Here is a 16177-nt window from a genome sequence, read left to right as displayed (position 1 = left end):
GCCCCGACCGGCTCGGCGACCGCCGGTCGCCGTCTGGGCCCGCCGCGGGTTCCCGACAGTCGCTCAGTGCGTGACGGCGCAGCCGGCGGTCGGCGCGGGCGTCGCGGCCGGCGCACCGATGGTGGGCAACCCGAGCAACACCCCGGGGGTACGCGGCGACCGCCCCGCCTCGGCCGCGTCACCGGCCCGGGTACGGCGGTGCGACAGCGGCTCGCCGTCGGCGTTGAGATGATGCGGGGCGGCGTAGGTGACCGTGGTGTGCACGATGTCACCGGGGCGGATCGACCCGGCGTCACCGGTTTGGCCGGGCGCGCCCGTCGCGAAGTGCACCAGGCGGCCGTCCCGGGCCCGGCCGGACATCCGGCCGGTGCGCTCGTCCTTGCGGCCCTCCCCGACGGCGACCAGCACCTCGACCGCCTCGCCGACCAGCTTCCTGTTCTCCGCCCAGGTGATCTCCTCGACGCAGGCGATCAGCCGCTCGTACCGCTCCTGCACGACCTGCTTCGGCAGCTGCCCGTCCATGGTCGCGGCCGGCGTGCCGGGGCGCTTGGAGTACTGGAAGGTGAAGGCGGAGGAGAACCGGGCCGCCCGGACCACGTCCAGGGTGCGCGCGAAGTCGGCCTCGGTCTCGCCGGGGAAGCCGACGATGATGTCGGTGGTGATCGCCGCGTCCGGCATCGCGGCGCGGACCTTCTCGATGATCCCCAGGTACCGCTCCGACCGGTACGACCGGCGCATCGCGCGCAGCACGTCGTCGGAGCCGGACTGCAACGGCATGTGCAGCGAGTGGCAGACGTTCGGCGTCTCCGCCATCGCCGCGATCACGTCGTCGGTGAAGTCCTTCGGGTGCGGGCTGGTGAACCGCACCCGTTCCAGCCCGTCGACCGCGCCGCAGGCGCGCAGCAGCTTCCCGAAGGCGTACCGGTCCCCGAACTCGACGCCATAGGAGTTGACGTTCTGCCCGAGCAGCGTCACCTCCAGCACGCCCTCGTCGACCAGCGCCCGCACCTCGCTCAGGATGTCGCCGGGGCGGCGATCCTTCTCCCTGCCGCGCAGCGCGGGCACGATGCAGAAGGTGCAGGTGTTGTTGCAGCCCACCGAGATCGACACCCAGCCGGCGTACGTCGACTCGCGGCGGGTCGGCAGGGTGGAGGGAAAGACGTCGAGGGATTCGAGGATCTCCACCTCGGCGGCGGCGTTGTGCCGGGCGCGCTCCAGCAGCACCGGCAGCGCCCCGATGTTGTGCGTGCCGAAGACCACGTCGACCCAGGGCGCCTTACGGACGATGTCGCCGCGGTCCTTCTGGGCCAGACAGCCACCGACCGCGATCTGCATCTCCGGGTGCCGGTCCTTCACCGGGCGCAGATGACCGAGGTTGCCGTAGAGGCGGTTGTCCGCGTTCTCCCGGACCGCGCAGGTGTTGAACACCACCACGTCCGGGGTGTCGTCGGCCTCGCCCGCGCGGACATAGCCCGCCTGCTCCAGCAGGCCGGAAATGCGCTCGGAGTCGTGCACGTTCATCTGGCAGCCGTAGGTTCGCACCTGGTAGGTGCGCGGGCTGCTCGCCGCTGCGGTAGTCATGACGTGCACAGCGTATCCGGGCCCGACGGGTCGGACAGCATGAGGAGGAGCCGTGTGCCGGAGCATCAAGACCCTGCGTGAGCCGTACACCCCGGAGGTCACCGAGGCGGACGTCCAGGCCGCGGCGTTGCAGTACGTCCGGAAGATCTCCGGATTCCGGGCGCCGGCGGCGCACAACGCCGCCGCGTTCGACGCCGCGGTGGCCGCCGTGGCAACGGCCACCGCAACCCTGCTCGCCCAGCTAAAAATACGCGGCACCCGCCCCTGAGGTGTAAGGAAGGGTCCCTTGTTAACGCCTACGGTAGAGGAAGGGCCCCCTATTAACACCTCGCCGCCGACGCGCTGCTGCGCTGCTGATGGCGCTGTTAATAGGGGGCCCCTGCTATGCAGGAGGCGTTAAGAGGGGGCCCTTCCTTACATTTCAGGCGGCGGCGAGGGCGGGGTTGACGGAGTCGGGGGCCCAGCGGGAGCGGTGGCAGCGCGACCAGCCCCGACAGCGCGGATCGGCCTCGGTGCAGAGACGCCGGTCGCTGAGCACCTCGCCGTCGTCGGTCTCCCGGACGTCGAAGTGCACCGGGCGGATGCTGCCGTCCGGGGCCACCAACAGGTGCCGGGTGTCGTCGAGGGTGTCGTCGCGCAGCAGGCAGTTGCGGTCGAGCAGCCGGGCCAGCGCCGCGACGCTGGGCAGCTCGGCGAGGCCGTCGGGCACGCCGTAGCAGTCCACGATCGTGGCGAACTCCCCCGGCGCCTGCCAGACGTCGCAGACCACCGCGTACTTCGGCAGCCGGGCCGGGTCGGCCACTGCCAGCGGCATCACCACCCGACCGAGCGCGTCGGCCAGCGCCGGGTAGACCTCCACCGGTCGTACCTGGTCGATTCTCCAGTTCCACAGCTCGGTCACGCCGCCTCCTCGCTGTGCGCGTCCCACCGGCCTCCGGATCGGGCCTTACAGACGATGGTGCGGGGCATTTGCCCCTAGCCGGGGGCAAGTTACCGGTCTGTGACCATTCTGGGCAAAATTTCCGGAGCCCCATCGCCCTGAGTAGCGCGAAGATGACAGTTTATCGGGTATGGTGCGCGTTCCCACGCAGTGGCTCGCCGCCAAGCCGCGACGATTCAACCCGCCGCCGCTGCGGCATTACTCCAAACCCCCGCTGCTGCGGCGTTACTCCGAACCCGCCGCTGCTGCGGCATTGGTCAACGGAGCACGATCAGGTGCTCGCCACGCGGCAGCAGCTCACCGATCACCGGCGCGCCGGGTAGCTCGCCGGCCACCAGCAGACCCCCGGAGGTCTGCGCGTCGGCGAGCAGCAGCCGATCGGCCTCCCCGGCCCGGCCGAAGTCGGTCCACGGGGTCACCCACTCCAGGTTGCGGCGGGAGCCACCGCTGACGTACCCGTCGCGGACCGCCTCCCGGGCGCCGGCCAGGTAGGGCACCCGGGCGATGTCGATCGCCACGGTGAGCCCGCTGGCGCGGGCCAGCTTCGAGGCGTGGCCGAGCAGGCCGAACCCCGTCACGTCGGTGCCGCACCGCACCCCCGCCGCCACCGCCGCCAGCGCCGCGTCCCGGTTCAGCGTGGTCATCGCCGTGACCGCCTCGGGAAAGCTCTCACCCGTGTTCTTGTGCCGGGTGTTGAGCACGCCGATGCCGAGCGGCTTGGTCAACGACAGCGGCAGGCCGGCCCGGCCGGCGTCGAGGGTGATCAGCTCCGGCGGCCGGACCAGCCCGGTGACCGCCAGCCCGTACTTCGGGCCGTCGTCGTCGACGCTGTGCCCGCCGGCCAGCTGGCAGCCGGCGGCACGGGCGACGTCATGGCCGCCCCGCAGGACCTCCCGGGCCAGTTCGATCGGCAGCACCTCACGCGGCCAGCAGAGCAGGTTGAGCGCCACCAGCGGGCTGCCGCCCATCGCGTACACATCGGAGAGGGCGTTGGTCGCGGCGATCCGCCCCCAGTCGTACGCGTCGTCGACCACCGGGGTGAAGAAGTCCGCCGTGCTCACCACGCCGGTCCGCTCGTCCAGCCGGACCACCGCGGCGTCGTCGCCGTGGTCGAGCCCGACCAGCAGGTCACCGCCGTCGACGGTGGGGCCGAGCCCGGCCACCATCGCCTCCAGCTCACCGGGTGGGATCTTGCACGCGCACCCGCCACCGCGGGCGTACCGGGTCAACCGCACTGGCTCGGTCATCTTCACATGATCTCCGTCACGCCACGTGATCGCCACCCGGAGCGGGCAATTTCGGACGCGGAGGGCCGATCCGGAAACGGTGTTACCGCTCCGTGACCATCTGGGTTGTGTTCCGCCACTTCACCCCGCTTACAGTGGCCGCTATCCGAGGGTCGACCGACCCTCGACGGCAACGAGGGGGACGGTGGACGACGTGACGACGGGCGAACCGCTCATCGTGTTGGACTCGGTCAACAAGTGGTTCGGGCCGCTGCACGTGCTGGACGACGTCTCGCTGTCGGTGGGTCGCGGCGAGGTGGTCGTGGTGATCGGCCCGTCCGGCTCCGGCAAATCGACCCTGTGCCGCACGATCAACCGGCTGGAACCGATCGACTCCGGCACCATCACCTTCGACGGGCAGGCGCTGCCCGCCGAGGGCAGGGCGCTGGCCAAGCTGCGCAGCGAGGTCGGCATGGTGTTCCAGTCGTTCAACCTCTTCGCCCACAAGACGATCCTCGAAAACGTCACGCTCGGCCCGATCAAGGTACGCCGGGAGAAGCCGACGGCGGCCCGCGAGCGGGGTCTCGCCCTGCTCGACCGGGTGGGCATCGCCAACCAGGCCGAGAAGTTCCCGGCTCAGCTCTCCGGCGGCCAGCAGCAGCGCGCCGCGATCGCCCGCGCGCTGGCCATGCAGCCCAAGGCGATGCTCTTCGACGAGCCCACCAGCGCGCTCGACCCGGAGATGGTCGGCGAGGTGCTCGACGTGATGACCTCCCTCGCGCGTGACGGCATGACGATGGTCGTGGTCACCCACGAGATGGGTTTCGCGCGGCACGCCGCAAACCGGGTCATCTTCATGGCCGACGGCAAGCTCGTCGAGGACGCCGCCCCGGCGGAGTTCTTCGCCAACCCGCGCAGCGAGCGCGCCAAGGACTTCCTCTCCAAGATCCTCACGCACTAGGCGTCCGTAGTGGGGCAGGCCGCGACCCGGCAGGCTCCGTCGAAGAAGGAGAACAAGTATGCGAATGAAGCGCATGGCGGCTGTCGCCGCCGTTGCCGGCCTCGCGGTCGCCATGGCCGCCTGCGGCGGGGACAGCGAGGATGGCGGTTCCGGCACGGGCGCCAGCGGCATCGTGGGCAAGGCCGAGAGCCAGAAGAAGCTGGTCATCGGCGTCAAGGCCGACCAGCCGGGCCTGGGCCTGCAGACCGGCAGCCAGTACGAGGGCTTCGACATCGAGATCGGCAAGATCATCGCGAAGGGCCTCGGCGTCGAGGAGAGCAACATCGAGTGGAAGACCACCGTGTCGGCCAACCGTGAGCCCTTCATCGAGCAGGGCACGGTCGACCTGGTGGTGGCCACCTACACCATCAACGACGAGCGCAAGCAGAAGATCAACTTCGCTGGCCCGTACTACATCGCCGGCCAGGACCTGCTGGTCAAGTCCGACTCGACCCTCACCGGCCCGGACCAGTTGGCCGGCAAGAAGGTCTGCTCGGTCAGCGGCTCCACCCCGGCCAAGCGGATCACCGAGAACTACCCGCAGGCCCAGTTGCAGCAGTTCGACGCGTACTCCAAGTGCCTGCCGCTGCTGGAGAACGGCCAGGTCGACGCGGTGACCACCGACGACATCATCCTTGCCGGCTACGCCGCGCAGGACCAGTACGCCGGCAAGTTCAAGGTGGTCGGCAGCACCTTCTCCGACGAGCCGTACGGCATCGGCCTGAAGAAGGACGACACCACCGGCTGCGAGAAGGTCAACGACATCCTCAAGGCCGCCGCGTCGGACGGCAGCTACAAGGCCGCCTGGGACGCCACCCTGGGCAAGAGCGGTACCCCCGCGCCCGAGCTGGACACCACCAAGCTGACCCACTGCGGCGCAGCCTGACCGGAACCGGAGCCGGCATCCCCCCGGGGTGCCGGCTCCGGTCTGTCACCGGCCGCCACGACGTGCCCCGGGAGCCGAAGCATGCACGTATTCAGTGATCCGAACAATCTCGACGCGTACCTGTCGGGATTTCTCTGGATCCTCAAGCTGACCGGCGCCTCCGCGGGCTGCGCGCTGGTGATCGGCGTACTCCTGGCCGGGATGCGGGTCTCCCCCGTACCCGTGCTGCGTGGTTTCGGCGCGGGCTGGGTCAACATCTTCCGCAACACCCCGCTCACGCTGGTCATCTTCTTCTGTTTCTTCGGGCTCTACTCCACCCTCGGACTGACCCTCTCCGACAACTTCATCCTGAACAACTTCTGGCTGGGTGTGGTCGGGTTGTCGACCTACACGGCCGCGTTCGTCTGCGAGGCGGTGCGCTCCGGCATCAACACCGTGCCGACCGGGCAGGCCGAGGCGGCCCGAGCACTCGGGCTGACCTTCGCGCAGACGCTACGGATCGTGGTGCTGCCCCAGGCCACGCGCTCGGTGATCGCGCCCTTCGGCAGCATCCTGATCGCCCTCTGCAAGAACTCCACGATCGTCGGCACCATCGGCCTGATCGAGGCCTCCAACGTCATGAAGGACCTGCTCAACAGCAACGGTGACGCGGTCATCCCGATCTTCCTGGTCTTCGCCGGCACGTTCGCCGCGATCCTCATCCCCACCGGCTACTTCTTCGGCTGGCTGGCCAACCGTCTGGCGGTGAAGCGCTGATGAGCACCAGCAGCGTCCTCTACGACCACCCGGGGCCCCGGGCCCGCGTCCGAAACCTGGTGCTGAGCGTCGTCTTCGGCATCGCGCTGGCCGGGCTGTTGTGGTGGATCTACAGCAAGTTCGACCAGGCGAACCAGTGGGAGCCACGGCTGTGGCAGCCGTTCGCCGAGGCGCCGACCTGGACCCAGTTCATCCTGCCCGGCCTCTGGGCCACCCTCAAGGCGGCGGCGGTCGGCATGGTGCTGTCGCTCGCCTTCGGCATCGTCTTCGCCGTCGGGCGGCTCTCCGACCACTGGTGGATCAGCCTTCCGGCCGGCGCGGTGGTGGAATTCTTCCGGGCCGTCCCGCTGCTGCTGATGATCTTCTTCACCTTCTACGGCCTGCCGTGGATCATCAAGCAGCCGGTCTCCGCCTTCTGGGCCGTGGTGATCGGTCTGACCCTCTACAACGGGTCCGTGCTGGCCGAGGCGTTCCGCGCCGGCATCCGGGCCGTGCCCGGCGGGCAACCCGAGGCCGCGTACGCGATCGGCATGCGCAAGACCCAGGTCATGCAACTGATCCTCATCCCGCAGGCGGCCCGCGCCATGCTGCCGATCATCGTCAGCCAGCTGGTGGTGCTGCTCAAGGACACCGCGCTCGGCTACATCGTGGCCTACCCCGAGCTGCTCCAGCGGGGCGTCAACGATCTCGCCGCCAACAAGGGGAACATCATCGCCGCAGCGATGGTGATCGCGGTCATCTACATCATCATCAACTCGCTGCTCACCGCGTTCGCCGGTTGGCTGGACCGACGCAGCCGGGTCCGGGCCTTCCGGATGCCGAAGCAGACCGGGCCGGTCGTCGCGGCGGACTCCACGGCAGCGGGCGGCGGCGCTACAGCCGAGCCGCAAGGCTGAGCCGACCAGACGAAGCGGCGCCGGCCAGTTCGGCCGGCGCCGCTTCGTCTGGTTGTTAAGAGGGGGCCCCTGCTATGCACGAGGCGTTAATAGGGGGCCCTTCCTTACACCTCAGCGGGCGATTTCGGTGACGCGGGACTCGCGGACCACGGTGACCCGGATCTGGCCGGGATAGGTCAGCTCCTCCTCGATCTGCTTGGCCACGTCGCGGGCCAGCACCGCCGCGCCGATGTCGTCGACGTCGTCGGGCTTGACCATCACCCGGATCTCCCGGCCCGCCTGCATGGCGAAGACCTTCTCCACGCCGAGCTTGCTGGCCGCGATCTCCTCGATCCGCTCCAGCCGCTTGACGTACGCCTCCAGGCTCTCCCGCCGCGCCCCCGGCCGCCCCCCGGAACAGGCGTCGGAGGCCTGGGTGAGCACCGCCTCGACGGTCTGCGGCGGCACCTCGTTGTGGTGCGCCTCGATGGCGTGCACCACGTCCTCGCTCTCGCCGTACTTGCGGGCCACGTCGGCGCCGATGATGGCGTGGCTGCCCTCCACCTCGTGGGTGAGCGCCTTGCCGATGTCGTGCAGGAACGCCGACCGCTTGATCAACGGCACGTCCAGGCGCAGCTCGGCGGCCATGATGCCGGCGATGTGCGCGGTCTCCACCAGGTGCTTGAGCACGTTCTGCCCGTACGACGTGCGGTAGCGCAGCCGACCCAGCAACGTGACCAGCTCGTCGTGGATCTCGGTGATGCCCACCTCGACCAGGGCGTCCTCGGCGGCCCGCCGGCACAGCTGGTCCACCTCCTGCCGGGCCAGCTCGTGCACCTCCTCGATCCGGTGCGGATGGATCCGACCGTCCAGCACCAGCTTCTCCAGCGTCAACCGGCCAACCTCCCGACGAACCGGGTCGAAGCAGGAGAGCAGCACCGCCTCGGGGGTGTCGTCGATGATCAGGTTGACCCCGGTCACCGACTCGAAGGCCCGGATGTTGCGACCCTCCCGGCCGATGATCCGCCCCTTCATCTCGTCGCCCGGCAGGTGCAGCACGCTGACCACGCTCTCGGCCGTCTGCTCGCTGGCCACCCGCTGGATGGCGTCGACCACGATGTGCCGGGCCCGCTGCTCGGCGGTCGACCGCGCGTCGGCCTCGATGTCCCGCACCAGCAGCGCCGCCTCCCGCTTGGCGTGGCCCTCGATCGCCTCGACGAGCTCTGACCGGGCCGCGTCCGCGGTCAGCCCGGCGACCCGCTCCAGCTCGCGCCGGCGCTGGTTCTCCGCCTCGGCCAACTCCTCCTCCCGGCGCGCCAGCGCCGCGTCCCGGGCGGCGAGGGCGGCGCTGGCGGCGGTCAGCTGGCGCTCCCGCTCGGCCAGCCGCTCCACTTCCTCGGTGTGCAGCCGCTCCCGCTCGTCCATCCGGGCCGCCCGCCGCTCCACCTCGGCGGCCTGTTCCCGGGTGGTCGCGGCGAGCACCGCAACCTCCCGCTCGCCGCTGCGCCGGGCCGCGGCGCGCAGTTGCTCGGCATCCGTCTCGGCCTGCTTGTGTGCCCGTTCGAGGACGGTGTCCGCCTCGGCGCGGGCATCGTCGAGCACCCGGCGCGCCTCGGCCCGGCCCGCCTTCGCCTCAGCCTTGGCCGCCGCCGCCTCCGCTCGGGCCGCCGCCGCAGCGGATTTCGCCACATCGATGGTGCTGTTGACCTCGTCGGCCGCGGTCCGCAACGCGGCCAGGGACTGCTCCTGCCGGTCCTTCTCGGCGATGAAGGCGGGATCCTCCGGCGCCGGACGCGTCTGAAGCCCGCGCAGCACCCGGAGCCCGAAGACCACCGCGCCGAGCACCACCAGGGTCAACGCCAGCACGGCGACCAGCAGTACGACGTCGAATGCGCTCATGCCGGCACTCCGCTTCGCTCCATGCCGCCCTGAGACACCACCGCACTGAGCCAATGATTCGCTCGCACACGCTCGCTCATGCCGGCACTCCGCTTCGCTCCACGCCGCCCTGAGACACCACCGCACTGAGCCTGATGACTGGCTCGCCGCGCTCGCTCATGCCGCCGCCGGACCCTGGCTCGCCGTCGTCGCTGGCCCCGGACTCCGTAACGCCGGGCGCGCTAGCCTCCCCGCTCATGCCGGCCAACCGGTGGACCTGTGCCGCCTCGCCATGGCGCGCCTCCCCTGAACGTCGCGCCGCAGAAACCTGCCTGTGGGCACGCTCCTACGACTCTGGACGCCCGACCGGAGCGCCTGGCCGTGGGATGGCTTCCTCCGCCGACGACATCCCTGGGACGGTCGGCGGGCCGGGTACAAATGCCACGTCGGCACCGGACCGGCCTGTCCGGAGCTGACGTCAGCGGCCGATGATGCGGGCCAAAGTGATGCTGTCTTGTTACGCGATCTATGTTGTGCGCTTAGCCTGCGCTTGGTCGGGCAATGTGAGCCTTTATGGCGAGGCTAGGTCTCCGGCGGCCTCCGGTCAAGAAGTCATGATCAAACCACCCGGACGGAGAGAAGTTGCTCCGCTACTCTGCGCCATCAAAGAGCCGGGCGTCAGCGGACAAACACGACGCCTCGACCAGGACCACAGCGACCATCATCACTGCTTACCTTTACCGGTCGAGCTCGGTTTCCGCGGCGGCCAGGGCGTCGGCGTCGATCTGCTCGGCAAACTCGGCCGCCTCGGCGCTCTGCGCGGCGAGGGCCTCCTTCACCGCCCGGATGGCCACGCCCGGCGAATAGCCCTTGCGGGCCAGCATGCCGACCAGCCGCCGGAAGACCGCGTCCGGCTCGCCCCGGGCGGTACGCAGCTTCCGCTCCACCAGGGCACGGGCCGTCTCCGCCTCGGTGGTCTCGTCCAACTCGCCGAGCGCCGCGCTGGCCGTGTCGCCGTCGACGCCGCGCTGGCGCAACTCGTTGGCCAGCGCCCGGCGGGCCAGTCCACGGCCGGTGTGCCGGCTGGTCACCCAGGCCCGGGCAAACGCGGCGTCGTCGATGATGCCGACCTCGTCGTACCGATCGAGAACTCCGGTGGCGGTCTCCTCGGAGATGCCCCGCCGGGCCAACGCGGTGGCCAGCTCGGCGCGGGTGCGCGGGCGGACGGCGAGCTGCCGCAGGCAGATCTCCCGGGCCCTCTCACCCTCGTCCTGGGGCGCGGTGCCGCCTTCCGCCGGGGCAACCGGATCGGACTCGCCCGCCACGCCCCGGCGGCTTCGGCGGGGGCGCGGGGTGGTGTCACCCGTACGGGGCGGGCTGGCATCCCAGCCCCGCCCCGTACGGGCACGTCGTCCAGCCATGGATCAGGATCAGAAGTCGACCGGCGGCAGCTCCGGCCCACCGGCGGCGTCGCCCGCGCCGACTCCGACGCCGAGCTTCTCCAGGATCTTCTTCTCGATCTCCGCGGCCACGTCCGGGTTCTCCCGAAGGAACTCGCGGGCCTTCTCCTTGCCCTGGCCGAGCTGGTCACCCTCGTAGGTGTACCAGGCACCGGACTTGCGGATGATCGCCTGCTCGACGCCGACGTCGATCAGCGAGCCCTCGCGGGAGATGCCCTTGCCGTACATGATGTCGAACTCGGCCTGCTTGAACGGCGCGGCGACCTTGTTCTTCACGACCTTGACCCGGGTGCGGTTACCGACCACGTCGGTGCCGTCCTTGAGGCTCTCGATGCGCCGTACGTCGAGCCGGACCGAGGCGTAGAACTTCAGCGCCCGACCACCCGTCGTCGTCTCGGGGCTGTTGTGCACCATGACCCCGTCGACGAAGTAGTTGTGGTTGCCCTCCACCTCGATGTCGAACCGGTTCATGGATCGGGCTTTCGGCTTGACCCGCACGTCAATGATCCGTGCGGGCACCGGCATGAGCTCGGCCGCGACGAACTGCGGCTCGACGACGCACCGGCCCCGGAAACGCGGCAGCAGCTTGGACTCCATCGCCACCGGTACGTACGGTGCGATCAGCTCCTGGAACCTCGCCGACGACTCCGTGGTGAAGATGATCGACGCCGTCTGTCGAGCGCCACGGAAAGCCAGCTTCACGTCCATGCCGTACGCATCACGCAGATGCTCGACCAGACGGTCGCGGCTGCCCTCGGCCATCGCCTCGACGCAGATCTCGATCCGGCCGGAGCCACCCGCGGTACGCTCCTGCACGCCCTTGGAGCGCAGCGTGAAGCAACCGTCGTCCATGTACCAGACGGCGAGGGCGAGGGGGGTCAGGGCCTTGAGGTAGTCCCAGCTGAGATGCTTCTTGCCGTCGCCCAGGTAGACCGCGCTGCGCAGCTCGCCCAGCTCAGGCAGCGGCGTGAAGTCGACGAACCCCGCACCCCGAGCGTCGGTACGCCGGGAGTGACTGATGTTGCCGAGCAGCGAAACCTTCCAGTCGAGGTAATCGATCTGCTGCGCGCCATGTCCGAGGCGGAAACGGACACCGTCACGGTCCCGGCGGTTCGGCGACAGGGCACCGTCGCCCATCAGCGAGCCGAGCACGACCTGCCACTGCTGCTCGCTGAGGCGCCGCGCCTCGGCGAGCATCACCCGATCACCGGCGATCAACTCGCCCGCCTCCCGCCATCCACCGGGAGTACGCACCAGGTGGTTGGCGGTGGCGGCGAACTGCGCCCGTCCGTTGCCGCCCGACTTGGCGACGGTGAATTGGAGGAACTGCTCCGCAGGCCCGTTGTTGAACCAGTTGATGATCCGCTTTGGCTCCACCCGGTCGGTCTCCGGGTTGTAGGAGAGAACCTCGACGTCCATCCGCTGGTTGACGATCTTGCCGATCTTCTCCTGCGTGCCGTCGGCCAGGGTGACCCGGGTCGAGTACGACATGCACCCGAACATGACGCCGATCTTCTCGCGGAGCTGGTTGATGAAGATCGCAGTGGTGCCGGTGTTGTTGAGCACACCGGTGATCTTCCGCAGCGCCTGGCTCATCAGCCGGGCCTGCAGACCCACGTGACTGTCGCCCATCTCGCCCTCGATCTCGGCGCGCGGCACCAGCGCGGCAACCGAGTCGATCACGATGATGTCGATCGCGCCGGAGCGGACCAGCATGTCGGCGATCTCCAGCGCCTGCTCGCCGGTGTCCGGCTGGGAGACCAGCAGGGCGTCGGTGTCGACGCCGAGAGCCTTGGCGTACTCCGGGTCGAGCGCGTGCTCGGCGTCGATGAAGGCGGCGATGCCGCCGGCCCGCTGGGCGTTTGCCACCGCGTGCAGCGCGACCGTGGTCTTACCGCTGCTCTCCGGGCCGTAGATCTCGACGACCCGGCCGCGGGGCAGACCGCCCACGCCGAGGGCGACGTCGAGGGCGATGGAGCCGGTGGGGACGACCGCGGTCTGCACGACCGGCCGCTCCCCCAGCCGCATCACCGAGCCCTTGCCGAACTGTTTGTCGATCTGAGCGAGAGCAAGGTCGAGCGCCTTCTCCCGGTCAGGCCCTGCCGCCATGGTTGCCACCCCTGCCTTCGCCGGCGTCTTTCCTGAGCTTCGCGTCACGCGGGACACGCTAGGCGCTAGGTCCGACAGAAAACCAGCCGACGGGCCGTGGCCTGTGGACGAGCACCCGCTGTGGACAATAGCCGAACAGGTGTACGAGTCGGCAAGCAACACGCGGAAGTAATGAATCGGGTGCTCAGCGTAGTCGGGTGGGCACCCGGTCGGGATAGGCGGCGACCACCGCCCGCCACACCACGTGCGTCTCGACACCGGCGGCGAGCGCCTGCTCGATGGTCCACCCGCCGAGCTGCGACAGCACCTGGTCGCTGGCGATGCTGGCCGCATAGCCGGGCCCGAACGCCTCCTCCAGCCGCGCCCAGAAGTCGGTCAGCCGCACGTGATCAGTCCTCCTCGTCCGGTGCGCCCACCGGCACCGGCCGCAACGCTAGCGCCAGCAAGGGTGCCACCGCGACCGCGGCGAGCAGGGTGAGCACGGGATAGCCCGCCACCTGCATGACAAACCCGCTGACCGCGCCGGCCAGCGCCCCGGCCAGTCCCATGACCAGGTCGGACAGACCCTGCGCGCTGGGGCGTACCGGGTCCGGCACCGACTCCGACAGCAGGGTGGAGCCGGCCACCATGGTCGCCGACCAGCCGAGCCCGAGCAGCACCAGCCCGATGGTGAGCCGAGGGGTGTGGTGCCCGGCGGTGCCGGCGACCGCGCAGGCGGCCAGCAGCGTGCCGATCCCGCCGAGGATGACCGGACGCCGGCCGAGCCGGTCGGCGAGCCAGCCGACCACCGGCGCCAGCGCGTACATGCCGGCGATGTGCAGGCTCAGCACCAGCCCGACCACCGGCAGCACCGCCTCGACGGGGTAGAACTCCCGCAGGTGCACCGGGGTCATCGCCATCACCGCCACCATCACCAGGTGGCCCATGGCCACGGCGGCGATGCCGAGCCGGGCGGCCGGGCGGGTGCGTACCACCGACCAGGCGGCGCGCATGCCGGCGCCGCGCCGGGCCGGCGTTGCCCGCGCCGCGACCGGCTCGGCCGCCACCGCGGCACCGGCCACCACCGTGCCGGCAGACCCCACCGCGCCGGCGGACGGCGCTGTGCCGGCGGACGGCGCCGTGGTCGCGCCGGGCGGCACCGGGGACGGCTCGCCGGAGCGGGCCGCCGCGAGCTGGCGCGCGGTGAGCAGCGGGTCGGGCCGCAACCCCACCAGCAGTACGCCGGCGGCGAGCACGAATGCGGCGGCGCTGAACGCGAACGGGCCGGACAGCGCCGGCAGCCCCCAGCCGCTGGTGGTGCGGTCGGCGAGCGCGGCGAAGTTCGGGGCGGCCACCGCGCCGATGGTGGTGGCCCAGACGACCAATGACAGCTGCCGGGCCCGGCGGGTCGGCTCGGCGAGGTCGACCGCGGCGTAGCGGGCCTGCATGTTGGCCGCGGAGCCACCGCCGAAGAGCAGCATGCCGAGGAAGAGCAACGGGATCCACCGGGTCGCCGCGGCCAGCACGACCAGCGTCCCGCCCAGGGCTCCGACGCCGTACGCGAAGGCCAGGCCCGGGCGACGGCCGTGCCCGGTGATGATCCGGGTGACCGGGATGGCGAGCAGCGCGCCACCGACGACGGCCGCGCTCTGCGCCAGCCCGGCCATCGCGGTGCCGGCGATCTCGGCGGCGAGCAGCGCCCCGACGGCGATGCCGATGGTCACCCCGACCCCGCCCACGACCTGCGTGCTGAAGAGCAGGCGCAGGGTACGCCGCTGGATCGACGCGGCGTCGGGCAGCACCGGCGCCGGTGTGGTGGTCAGGTCGGTGCTCAACAGATCTGTTCCCTGGTCTCGTCACAGTCCCAGACCACGGTCGACGATCCCGCCGGCCGCCCGGCATTCGAGGGCGCGGCACCACCGCCGCATGGCGGCAAGTCTGGCACCATCACCGCCGCCTGAGCGCCCGCACGACGACCTGGCCGGTGCTCGGGGCAGGGCCACGCTCGGGACAGGGCCGGTGCTCGGGACAGGGCCACGCTCGGGACAGGGCCGGCACTGAGGGGCAGGCCCGCACTGAGGGCAGGGCCGGCACTGAGGGCGGCCCTGCCGGGCTGAGCGCGCAGATGGATCGGGGCGGCGCTGCGGTCGATGTCAGGCGGCCAGCACCCGGGCCGCGACGGTGAGGTCGGCGACCAGTCCGTCGTACGCGATCTCCTGGTTGTCGGCGCGGAGCACGGCGGACGGGTGGATGGTGGCCAGCAGCCGGGCCGGCGGCGCGTCGGCGGTCCTGCCGGCGTTGTCCACCGGGACCCGCTGGAAGTCCTCCGGGTGCTGCGCGGCGGCCGGCCAGGGCAGCAGCTCGCCGCGCTGGCGGGTGACCCGGAACGTCGGGCCGAGCAGCGCCTTCGCGGCGGTCGCCCCGAGCACGACCACGACCTCCGGGTTCAGCTGGGCGAACTCGGAGACCAGCCAGGGCCGGCAGGCGGCGATGTGCACCCGGTCCGGGGTCTGGTGGATGCGCCGTCTGCCGCGCAACTCGAAACGAAAGTGCTTGACGGCGTTGGTGAGGTAGATGTGGCTCGGGTCCAGCCCCGCGTCGTCGACGGCCCGGCGCAGCAGCCGGCCGGCCGGGCCGACGAAGGGCAGCCCTTTCTGATCTTCCATGTCGCCGGGTTGCTCGCCGACGAAGACGATCCGGGCGGTGGCGTCGCCTCGGCCGAAAACGGTCTGCGAGGCGTCCCGGTACAGCTCGCAGCCCCGGCAGCCGGTGGCTGCGGCGCGCAGTTCGGCAAGCGTGTCGGCCTGTGGCGGGATGAACTGCTGGGCGCCGGGCGCGGTGTAGGTGTCGGACATGGCGACTGTTCTACCCGGTGTGGCGCGGGCCACGCGAGCGAGCCCGGCGGATCCGCCGTTCCGGCAGGTCGCGGCCCGTCAGCCGGTCATCCCGAGGTCCCGACCATCCGGTGACCGCCACGCCCGGCAGCCGGCCCAGCGCGAGCCCGGCAGCCGGCCCAGCGCGAGCCGATCGGGGCCCGGCCGGGTCAGTAGCAGGCGATCTCGACGAGGTTGCGGTCCGGGTCGCGTACGTAGACGCTGGTCATCGGGCCGAGCGCGCCGTCGCGCCGCACCGGGCCGGCCTCCGTCGGGACACCGGACCGGGCCAGCTCGGCCAGGACCGCGTCGATCGGGCCGGTGCTGATCAGGCACAGGTCGCCGGAGCCCGGCGTCGGGGCTGCCGCCTTCGGATCGAAGGTGTGGTCGACCTGGTGCAGGTTGATCTTCTGCTCGCCGAAGTGGAGTGCCGTGCGGTCCCCGTCGCGGACCACCCGCAGGCCGAGCACGTTCCCGTAGAAGGCCGTGGTGCGGTCGACGGACCCGACCGTGAGGACGAGATGGTCGAGTCGGCGGATGTCCATGTTGCGAACCTAGCCCGAGCAGCTCCGCAGGGCGGCCGGTTGACGGCTCTTTCGGCCCTGCGGCGGGCC

General features: G+C 70.8%; 15 protein-coding genes and 2 pseudogenes. 5 read left to right on the top strand and 12 right to left on the bottom strand.

The window, feature by feature from the left end; translation table 11 throughout:
- Positions 1–63: 63 nt before the first annotated feature.
- Entirely contained in the window at positions 64–1581 is a 1518-nt protein-coding gene (gene miaB, locus ACQPYA_RS08475) for a tRNA (N6-isopentenyl adenosine(37)-C2)-methylthiotransferase MiaB (protein ID WP_433532072.1), read from the bottom strand.
- Positions 1582–1633: 52 nt separating this feature from the next.
- Between miaB and ACQPYA_RS08470 the strand changes: the two genes are divergently transcribed.
- Positions 1634–1849, top strand: a complete 216-nt coding sequence (locus tag ACQPYA_RS08470) for a DUF2277 family protein (RefSeq protein ID WP_433532071.1) — start codon at positions 1634–1636, stop codon at positions 1847–1849.
- Positions 1850–2002: 153 nt separating this feature from the next.
- Here ACQPYA_RS08470 and ACQPYA_RS08465 read toward each other — a convergent pair whose 3' ends face one another.
- Both ACQPYA_RS08465 and selD read right to left on the bottom strand, forming a co-directional pair.
- The gene (locus ACQPYA_RS08465; protein ID WP_433532070.1) at positions 2003–2482 is read right to left on the bottom strand and encodes a hypothetical protein; all 480 of its coding nucleotides are present in this window, start codon (positions 2480–2482) and stop codon (positions 2003–2005) included.
- Between the two features lie 296 nt (positions 2483–2778).
- The gene (gene selD / locus ACQPYA_RS08460) at positions 2779–3768 is read right to left on the bottom strand and encodes a selenide, water dikinase SelD (RefSeq protein ID WP_433532069.1); all 990 of its coding nucleotides are present in this window, start codon (positions 3766–3768) and stop codon (positions 2779–2781) included.
- 184 nt (positions 3769–3952) lie between these two features.
- Between selD and ACQPYA_RS08455 the strand changes: the two genes are divergently transcribed.
- The 4 genes from ACQPYA_RS08455 to ACQPYA_RS08440 all read left to right on the top strand — a co-directional run bounded on the left by ACQPYA_RS08455 (position 3953) and on the right by ACQPYA_RS08440 (position 7285).
- A complete protein-coding gene (locus tag ACQPYA_RS08455; RefSeq protein ID WP_433532068.1) occupies positions 3953–4708 on the top strand; it encodes an amino acid ABC transporter ATP-binding protein in 756 nt (251 codons plus the stop codon).
- 58 nt (positions 4709–4766) lie between these two features.
- A complete protein-coding gene (locus ACQPYA_RS08450) occupies positions 4767–5633 on the top strand; it encodes a glutamate ABC transporter substrate-binding protein (protein WP_433532067.1) in 867 nt (288 codons plus the stop codon).
- 81 nt (positions 5634–5714) lie between these two features.
- Positions 5715–6389, top strand: coding sequence for an amino acid ABC transporter permease (locus tag ACQPYA_RS08445; protein WP_433532066.1), 675 nt, complete (start codon positions 5715–5717; stop codon positions 6387–6389).
- On the top strand, positions 6389–7285 hold the full coding sequence (locus tag ACQPYA_RS08440; protein ID WP_433532065.1) for an amino acid ABC transporter permease: 897 nt from the start codon (positions 6389–6391) through the stop codon (positions 7283–7285). The genes ACQPYA_RS08445 and ACQPYA_RS08440 overlap by 1 nt, the downstream gene beginning before the upstream one ends.
- Before the next feature lie 111 nt (positions 7286–7396).
- Here ACQPYA_RS08440 and rny read toward each other — a convergent pair whose 3' ends face one another.
- The 9 genes and pseudogenes from rny to ACQPYA_RS08395 all read right to left on the bottom strand — a co-directional run bounded on the left by rny (position 7397) and on the right by ACQPYA_RS08395 (position 16108).
- A complete protein-coding gene (gene rny, locus ACQPYA_RS08435; RefSeq protein ID WP_433532064.1) occupies positions 7397–9163 on the bottom strand; it encodes a ribonuclease Y in 1767 nt (588 codons plus the stop codon).
- A 716-nt stretch (positions 9164–9879) separates the two neighbouring features.
- Positions 9880–10563 carry a regulatory protein RecX gene (locus tag ACQPYA_RS08430; RefSeq protein WP_433532063.1) on the bottom strand — a complete coding sequence of 228 codons (684 nt, stop codon included), beginning with the start codon at positions 10561–10563 and terminating at the stop codon, positions 9880–9882.
- 9 nt (positions 10564–10572) lie between these two features.
- Positions 10573–11073, bottom strand: coding sequence for a hypothetical protein (locus tag ACQPYA_RS08425; protein ID WP_433533427.1), 501 nt, complete (start codon positions 11071–11073; stop codon positions 10573–10575).
- A gap of 171 nt (positions 11074–11244) precedes the next feature.
- Positions 11245–11856, bottom strand: a pseudogene (locus tag ACQPYA_RS08420) (intein-containing recombinase RecA); the annotation flags it as partial.
- 3 nt (positions 11857–11859) lie between these two features.
- Positions 11860–12711 (bottom strand): annotated as a pseudogene (gene recA, locus ACQPYA_RS08415) (recombinase RecA); the annotation flags it as partial.
- 184 nt (positions 12712–12895) lie between these two features.
- Positions 12896–13096, bottom strand: a complete 201-nt coding sequence (locus tag ACQPYA_RS08410) for a DUF3046 domain-containing protein (RefSeq protein WP_433532062.1) — start codon at positions 13094–13096, stop codon at positions 12896–12898.
- Positions 13097–13100: 4 nt separating this feature from the next.
- Positions 13101–14525, bottom strand: coding sequence for an MFS transporter (locus ACQPYA_RS08405; RefSeq protein ID WP_433532061.1), 1425 nt, complete (start codon positions 14523–14525; stop codon positions 13101–13103).
- Between the two features lie 318 nt (positions 14526–14843).
- On the bottom strand, positions 14844–15545 hold the full coding sequence (locus ACQPYA_RS08400) for a UdgX family uracil-DNA binding protein (protein WP_433532060.1): 702 nt from the start codon (positions 15543–15545) through the stop codon (positions 14844–14846).
- Between the two features lie 188 nt (positions 15546–15733).
- Positions 15734–16108 (bottom strand): VOC family protein, encoded by a 375-nt coding sequence (locus tag ACQPYA_RS08395; RefSeq protein WP_433532059.1) that lies wholly within the window; start codon positions 16106–16108, stop codon positions 15734–15736.
- Between the last annotated feature and the right edge of the window lie 69 nt (positions 16109–16177).

This window comes from Micromonospora sp. CA-263727 (assembly GCF_050942455.1).
Classification (GTDB): Bacteria; Actinomycetota; Actinomycetes; order Mycobacteriales; family Micromonosporaceae; genus Micromonospora.
Note: the sequence above shows the minus strand (reverse complement) of the source record. Positions and strands in the feature narration are given on the sequence as shown.